Origin of the sequence: Shewanella sp. SM69, from assembly GCF_025653985.1 — a bacterium.
GTDB lineage: Bacteria > Pseudomonadota > Gammaproteobacteria > Enterobacterales > Shewanellaceae > Shewanella > Shewanella oncorhynchi.
Genome location: NZ_JAKKRV010000038.1, coordinates 1 through 7,299 on the forward strand (window position 1 = coordinate 1; position 7,299 = coordinate 7,299).

Annotated in this window: 8 protein-coding genes and 1 pseudogene; 2 read left to right on the forward strand and 7 right to left on the reverse strand. The window is 42.6% G+C overall.

From position 1 onward, the window contains the following. Together tnpA and L5M37_RS23735 are read left to right on the forward strand one after the other, a co-directional pair. Positions 1 to 188: IS200/IS605 family transposase (gene tnpA / locus L5M37_RS23730; RefSeq protein ID WP_263201903.1), on the forward strand; the 188-nt coding region annotated here is incomplete at its 5' end. Between the two features lie 197 nt (positions 189 to 385). Further along, a pseudogene (locus tag L5M37_RS23735) lies at positions 386 to 1,329 on the forward strand (transposase). A 159-nt stretch (positions 1,330 to 1,488) separates the two neighbouring features. Here the strand turns inward: L5M37_RS23735 and L5M37_RS23740 are convergent. From L5M37_RS23740 to L5M37_RS23770, 7 genes are all read right to left on the reverse strand, one after another. Further along, positions 1,489 to 2,898, reverse strand: coding sequence for an ammonia-forming cytochrome c nitrite reductase subunit c552 (locus L5M37_RS23740; protein ID WP_263201905.1), 1,410 nt, complete (start codon positions 2,896 to 2,898; stop codon positions 1,489 to 1,491). Then, positions 2,882 to 4,093 carry an NnrS family protein gene (locus tag L5M37_RS23745; protein ID WP_263201904.1) on the reverse strand — a complete coding sequence of 404 codons (1,212 nt, stop codon included), beginning with the start codon at positions 4,091 to 4,093 and terminating at the stop codon, positions 2,882 to 2,884. Before L5M37_RS23745 ends, L5M37_RS23740 begins: the two co-directional genes overlap by 17 nt. A gap of 168 nt (positions 4,094 to 4,261) precedes the next feature. Further along, positions 4,262 to 4,396 (reverse strand): hypothetical protein, encoded by a 135-nt coding sequence (locus tag L5M37_RS23750; RefSeq protein ID WP_014610879.1) that lies wholly within the window; start codon positions 4,394 to 4,396, stop codon positions 4,262 to 4,264. A 508-nt stretch (positions 4,397 to 4,904) separates the two neighbouring features. Then, positions 4,905 to 5,414 carry a GNAT family N-acetyltransferase gene (locus L5M37_RS23755; RefSeq protein WP_014610880.1) on the reverse strand — a complete coding sequence of 170 codons (510 nt, stop codon included), beginning with the start codon at positions 5,412 to 5,414 and terminating at the stop codon, positions 4,905 to 4,907. Continuing rightward, positions 5,395 to 5,688 (reverse strand): DUF1778 domain-containing protein, encoded by a 294-nt coding sequence (locus L5M37_RS23760; protein ID WP_014610881.1) that lies wholly within the window; start codon positions 5,686 to 5,688, stop codon positions 5,395 to 5,397. The genes L5M37_RS23755 and L5M37_RS23760 overlap by 20 nt, the downstream gene beginning before the upstream one ends. A gap of 208 nt (positions 5,689 to 5,896) precedes the next feature. Beyond that, the gene (locus tag L5M37_RS23765) at positions 5,897 to 6,451 is read right to left on the reverse strand and encodes a hypothetical protein (RefSeq protein ID WP_014610882.1); all 555 of its coding nucleotides are present in this window, start codon (positions 6,449 to 6,451) and stop codon (positions 5,897 to 5,899) included. 439 nt (positions 6,452 to 6,890) lie between these two features. Next, a partial coding sequence (locus tag L5M37_RS23770) for an IS66 family transposase (protein ID WP_263201887.1) occupies positions 6,891 to 7,299 on the reverse strand: 409 nt, incomplete at its 5' end.

A 7,299-nucleotide genomic window follows, 5' to 3' on the forward strand; every position in this document is an offset into this window, starting at 1 on the left:
TGTCGAATCTGGTTAACAGTCTCAAAGGTGTATCCAGCCGGATGATCCGAAAAAAGAATTACCCTTCGATCAAAAAGAAACTCTGGGGAGGTGCGCTCTGGTCGCCCAGTTATTTTGCGGGGAGCTGTGGTGGTGCGCCAATTGAGATCATCCGGCAGTATATTGAGCAGCAACAAACTCCGGCGTAGCCCTCAGAACGGCTTCGCCGTTGCGCTATTCATCCTCGCCCTGAACGGCGAGGTTTTCCGCGCTATCCGATAAAAGTGAGAGTATAAAAAGATCTGTGTAAGTGGCATTCTATCCATGTATTTGAAAGGAAAAAAGAATGCCAGTATCAGACCAGCTTATCGATTAGTTATTAGCTGATTACAAATCCCCTCAAGACCTGCTTGGTGAGCAAGGTATCCTTAAGCAGTTGACTAAAAAGCTTGCTGAGCGTGCTCTTGAAGCCGAGATGGAGCAGCATCTTGGTTATGCCAAACATGATGCGGCCGGTAAAAATACTGGCAACTCCCTTAACGGTAAAAGCCGTAAATCAGTACGCACTATTCACGGCGACATTGAGCTTGACCCACTGCGAGACCGAAATGGCAGCTTTGAGCCTAAGCTCATCAAGAAAGGCGAGAAACAGCTCGGCGGCTTTGATTAGCGCATCGTCTAGCTTTACGCCAGAGGCATGTCTACCCGTGATATCCAAGCCCACTTTGAAGAAACCTATGGTGTTGAAGTCTCGCCGACCTTTATCTCACAAGTAACTAATGCAGTACTTATTAGCTTTGGCTCATAAGCTATGGTCGGAGAATTTCGCGCTGTTCGTTAAAAACCGCGGTGTAGAAGATATCTTGATCGCCTGCGTTGATGGCCTTGAGGGCTTACCGGATGCGATATAAGCGGTTTACCCTAAAACGCAGGTACAGCTGTGCATCGTGCATCAAATCCGCAACAGCCTGCACTTTGTCAGTTGAAAAGAGCGTAAAGCCGTTGCAGCAAATCGAACTAGCCCTGAAGCAATTTGCCGAGACGTAGGATAAGCAGCAACCAAGTATCAGCAAATCTTGGCGCGAAAACTGGACAAGGCTTAGCGTTTTCTTCGACTGTCCCCCGGAAATCCGCAAGGTGATTTACACCACCAACGCCATCGAATCACTCAATGCCAGCCTACGTCAGGTGACCAAGACCAGGCGGTCGTTTCCGAGTGATGACGCGGTGCTGAAGTTGCTGTATCTGGCTTTACACCAGATTGCTAAAAAGTGGACAATGCCACTACGAGATTGGAAGCCTGCCATGAGGCAGTTTATGCTCATGTACAGCAACCGTGTGTCGTTATAATAAATAGCCTTTTATAGTCTCTAACTCTCATATTTTGAAGACGATGTGTCAGATCTAGTCTGAACTAATACATTAAAGGGCGTTTAGACAGCATGCTTAGACATTTAATTTTAGCCTGATGCTGAATTCCGAACGCCCTACTAGCAATACTAAATCTCACTAATAACCATATTGACTAACTGGTTGCCAGTGTTTCTTAACATCATTCTGAATAAACTTTTGTTTTTCTTTAATTAAATCAGTCTCTACTAACCCTATTGCTTGATGGGCCTTTTCCTTAGTACTGATATCTGGATAGCTAACTTGAGTAACGTTAAGTTGCTTCAATATTCCAGCGAGCAGATGACGTGCTTCGTTCGCTTGTTCAATGGCTTTATCTAAAAGCTGCTTACCTTCTTGTGGATTATGGGCATAGAGGCCATGTGAAGACATGGCAAAATCCCAGCGCCATTGACTGTGCCGTATCGCCATTATGGGTTCATTCATTTGTTCCCATTTAGCGCCTGCATCCCATGCTGCTTTGGCTTCGTAGTGAGCCTTGACGAGTAAAGATTCCACTTCGCGGGCTTTGGTTTCAATGGTTAACTTATTCGCCGCGAGTTTAGTTTCGATTTTGGTTTTACTGCTATGGCAGCCGCTGCAGCTACTATCAAAATGCGGTAAGGCTTTATCAACTTTATGGCTCGTAAATTCAACACCTTTTGCATCCTGCTGGGTTGGCATATGGCAAGTAATGCAAGTGACACCGACTTCGGCGTGTTTACTACGACTCCAGTGCTCAAACTCAGGATGACGTGCTTTGAGTATGGGCGTTTTTGAAATGGGGTGGATCCATTCAAAAAAGCGGCGAGTGTCGTAATATTTTTCAATATCATCGGCGGTACTACCAAAAATCCAAGGAATATTAACGACATTACTTTTTTCTGGACGGAAATAATAAGTCACATGACACTGACCGCACACCTGTGCGCCTTGCATATTTTTATCTTGTTTATCGAATGGCAAGTGAACTTTGGCCATTGCATCTTGAGCATGTGGGCGAGGTAAGGCTAATTTCTGTGTACCAGACTCATGGCAATCGCTGCAATAGACGACACTTTGGATCTCTTTGCCCAAATCGGTAAAGTTTTTGGCAGAGTACCCTTCAAATCCCAATTGTTCTATCAATCTGGGCGCATCAGGTGTTTTACAGGTCCAGCAACTGGCGGATAAGCCCTTCTCTCCTGCTTTAGGGGGCACTCCTGTACGTAAAGTCTGTGTCACATCGGCAACGGCGAAATGGTGTCCCCGTGGGCTATGGTACTCTTTTGCATAGGAAGATCCTGCCCAGAGTATGATACTGGCAGGATAATTTGCGAGCATATCCTCGCGCTCAACTTGTTCAGATGTGGCTTGCCAAGATTGATATTGATTAGGATATTTTTGTTGATTGCTGGTATCAGAAGCCGCTACAGATGTGCATGTAGCAATAACGAGAAAGCCAATCAGCTTGAGTAATATGACTGTTTTTAAATAAATTTTCACTTTGTATCCTTTTGTCAGAACATCAATATTAACCTGGGCGCCCATCAATACGGGGGCGAGAGAGTATTGGCAAATAGTGCCATACAAACAGTGCAAATGCGATAAACCAGCAAGTGCCAGCCAACCATAACCATACTTGGGAGTGGGCCGGAAACCAGATGGGCATCAATGCCCTGAGCAGTGCCGCTAATGGTAGGCAGATAAATGCCAAAATCATTTTCGGGCCTTCATAAATATTTCGGCTCGTGTGTCCGAGTGACACTCTGGAGATCATCGAAAGACACAGGGTAGCCATACAACCAATAGCAAATAGGTGAAGCAGGCTGCGATAGGCATATTCATTATCGAGATACCAACTCATGGCTAACAGGCTAAGTGGCAACATTAAATAGGCAAGATGCAAGGACCACAGCATAGGTTCCGTCAGTGTTTTATGGGGTAACCAGCGTACAAATCGGACTAGATGCAAGAGCCCTGTAATGAGTAGTAAGCCTCGCTCGACTTCCTGAGGTATAAGGTGGATGAGTGATTGAATGACGAGCAAGATCATCGTCAGGATCAGCGGGTATTCAACCCAAGTTAAGGGATCTGCTTTAGTGGCCTTAATGCGCATCGCGGTAAAGAATGGAATGACACGCCCACCAACTATGGTGATAAGTAAGGCTAACCACCATAACATGGCCTGCCAAATTTGATTAGCAAGGATGAAGTCGCGTTCAAATAAAGCGTAATAGCTGACATTGTTAATCACGAGTGCTGCAAACAACATAATCGGAAAACCAATATTGCGCCATTGCTTCACCTTATAAATGCAGCGCCATAGGGTAAGGCTTGCCATACCAAGGAACAATGAATCAAATAATGCCGGCAAAATTAGTGGAACTTGAATAGGGAGTAACAGTAATAATCGTGCCAGCAACCAGCAACTAAAGGTCAACGCAAGTGGCCATCCCTTTAATGTGGGTTGATTTGTCCAATTTTGAACCGCAGTAAGTAAAAAAACACAGACAATTGCGATTGCAAAACCGAACAACATTTCATGTGGATGCCACCATAGGGGCAATACTTTACTCCAAAAAGATGAAGGAAAAAAACTATATTGAGGAGTAAACCAAGTTAGTAACCACAAAGGGATATATAACGCAGCTAATATTGCTCCCCCAAGAAAAAAAGGTCTAAAGCCTAGTCGCCATAACGCATGAGCTCGTTCGGTTTGTGTAGGATCATCAATATTTAGCATAGTTTTCACCCTAGTTGCAGACGACAGATAAGACGCATTGGGAAGTTCTGGAGATATTGAACTAATGCCATGTGGCCAAGCATCATTGTTCGTGTGTTTCTCTCTAAATTTAGAGGAACACACGCCCTTGAGGGAGTGTCCCTCAAGGGTAAGTTGTTTATAACTGTGTTATTTATTAGGTTGTTTGTTTTTATCTTGCCTGATGGCGAAACAACCTACTGCTACGAGCATTAAAGTCGCAACAGAAAAACCAGCTAATGAATACAAAATAAACGTTTCAGGTGACACTATGTAGTTACTCATAAGGATGTCCTTACCTTAGATTTTAGCATTTGATTCAATTTCGAGCAATTAACAGTGTTCAAGGCGACCCACCGTTATACTTATTCAGTAACCAAATCAAACCAAAATGCAAAACAATAAAGCCTATGTTTTATAGGCTTTATCAATTGCTCTGATCAGTTAAAATCAACAACGAACGGGCATGACTAGAGTGATCAATTCATGTATGTCACAAGTGATCAAAATCGCTGTTGACTGGTTGAAGTAAAAAGTTACTGTGTCGCCCCCTTGTTTTGCAAGGGCATCAGCAAGGTAACTAGGGTTCACTCCAATGGTTATCGCGGGACAGTGCAATTCAACATGGTCAATTGTTTCTGCAAATGAATTGGCTTCATCAATACTTGAAACAGATAAAATGTTTCCTAGCACTCAGAAATAAAACCCCAAAACAATTACGAGCGAATACCGCTCAATTGAAAAGCGCTTTGAGTGAATGCCGCACATTTATCTAAATTGTTTTGCTCATTTTTTAATGCTCGGCTTCTTTCAACATCGCTTTAGCATGGGCTAGTGTCATCATAAGTTTCAAATAATTATCAGGAAAAGATACAAAACCAAACTCACTATAAAAACGTCTAGCATCTTCGTTCTTTGCTTGTACAATAATCATAGGGATAGGAATTGCACTGGAAGCGTGGATAATTCGTTTGATTGCATCTATAAGCAATATTGAACCAAGCCCTTGTCTTTGACAGGTATGGTTAACAGCCATTCGACCTATCAAGCTGCACGTTATTTCAGATGGATATTTTTTAGCTATTTCGGTTGGTAACTCGCTAAGAGATACCTGAGCTACAGCAATAGAGTAATAACCTTTTATATGTGAAGGATTTAACTCAGAAGTAAGAACATATGTCCTTGAAATATCTTTCTTTTCATGCTGACCTGAAATACATTTCAGGTAGTTGTTTAGCTCTGTATTCCCACAATCAAAACCCTTACGGTCATGCTTATTTTTATCAAATGGGGTAACTTTCATTGTTTACCGTTTCCTTATGCTTGCGCGCGGCATTAAGAAACCGACTGTTACTTTTAACGGGTGCATCTAAAGCGTTCACAAAAGCTAAAGCATCATTTTTTGATAACACCAGAAAATGCTCTTGTGTGATCAATCTTTTCGCTTCTGAAATCATTGTATTCGCAATAAAGCTGTTAATACTGGCATAACCAGCAAGCGCAGCCGCTTTCTCTAACAGCTCTTTTGACTCAATGCTTACACGAGTGGTAATGCGTTCATTTGTCATACTTTTCATCTGCCTATTTCCTAATTTAGCATCAACGGATGCGTTCACTTTTAATAGCCACTATTCTGGCACTCTGTGCTGAACTAGCGGAACATATTGCGGTGAAATATGAGGCATAACCTCATTTACCATACTACCATTATCATTAACAAATATCAATAAAGTTGACAAAATGGCACCTTAATTCAGGTTGTTCCAAAAAGCGCCTACCAAAAGGCTAAAATATTGCTATGGTGTTACCGCCCAACCATCGGATGTTCTGCTTTTTTGATTTTGTTAGCTTTTGAAATGCACCCTCGGCAGAGATAGTTCTTATGCTCGGACTCTGCAAAGAGTTTGATATTTTTAGAATACGGGGATTACTACATGCTTCGTACAACTTCTTGCCCTCTCTACCTTTGGCGATTCGAAACAATTTACCATCTGCATTTATGGGTGGATTTTCTAAAAGAAAATCTACAGCACTTCTTTCGTCTGGTACGATAGTGCAATGGGATCGACTTCTGCCAGCGTAACCAAGTTCCTTTAATCCACCTTCGGTCATTACTGCAACCTGCCTGAAAAACATTATAAATCTAACATTGGAGATAGGTTTATTGTCTTTCCGATGAGCGTGTGAAGTGTAAATAATCCTCGCTGGGTATAGGATGCTATCGTGGTGTTTCTGACACACATGAGTTGGGTAAAATGTTGATTTTTGACTAACAGCAAAAGTGCCAATTTCCTCACAATAGAAACATTTAGTTCTTTGTTTTGCAGGACGAATAATCATAAACCCCCTTCCTTAATGACTCTATTTTACTTTCTTTTCAATAAGTTAATTAAAATCATTTCACAAGATATGGTTTATTTATCAAAACCGCCATATCCTGACCACGATAATAAGGCGCAATTCTGATTCGCTTTCTTAAACTCATTTTTTCGCCGTAGGCTTGCAACTTCCAGTGACCTCTGACAATAAATCTACGGTGCATTTTTCTATGACTTTTTTGCTCAGTTAAGCTCTCAACTGAGGACTTACTTTTATCTATTGTGATAGGCGATACAGTGCGCCCAACATCAAGAAAATCTAGATACGATATACTCGAAACATCATTTAGTTTTTTTCATAAGTTTATCCATACATCCTCGATAGCGACATTAAAACTGAAGATTATTCTGAGTTACTCTGTAAGCGTAACGCCAACCACACCTTGCGGTGTGGCGGGTGATCAGTAAGGCAGGAGTTGCTGTAGTTTCTCTTGGGTGTTGGCTTTGGGTAGCTCGGTTAATAAGCGGCATAGGTAATCATACGGCTCCAGTCCGTTGATTTTTGAGGTCTCGACCAGGCTGTACAGTGCCGCACTGGCTTGTGCTCCCGTCTTGGTATTGGCGAACAACCACGCCTTGCGACCAATCACGAACGGTTTGATGGCGCGCTCCGCACGATTGTTGTCGATATTCAGACAGCCATCATCCAGATAGCGGACAAGCTTGGGCCACTGATTCAGGCTATACGTAATAGCCGCTCCCAGTAAACTTTCTTTCGTGACACTCTCGCTTGATTTATCCAACCAGCTTTTGAATTGCGCGAGCAACGGCTTGGCTAGCGTTTGCCTGGCTTCATATTTCTTATCAGGC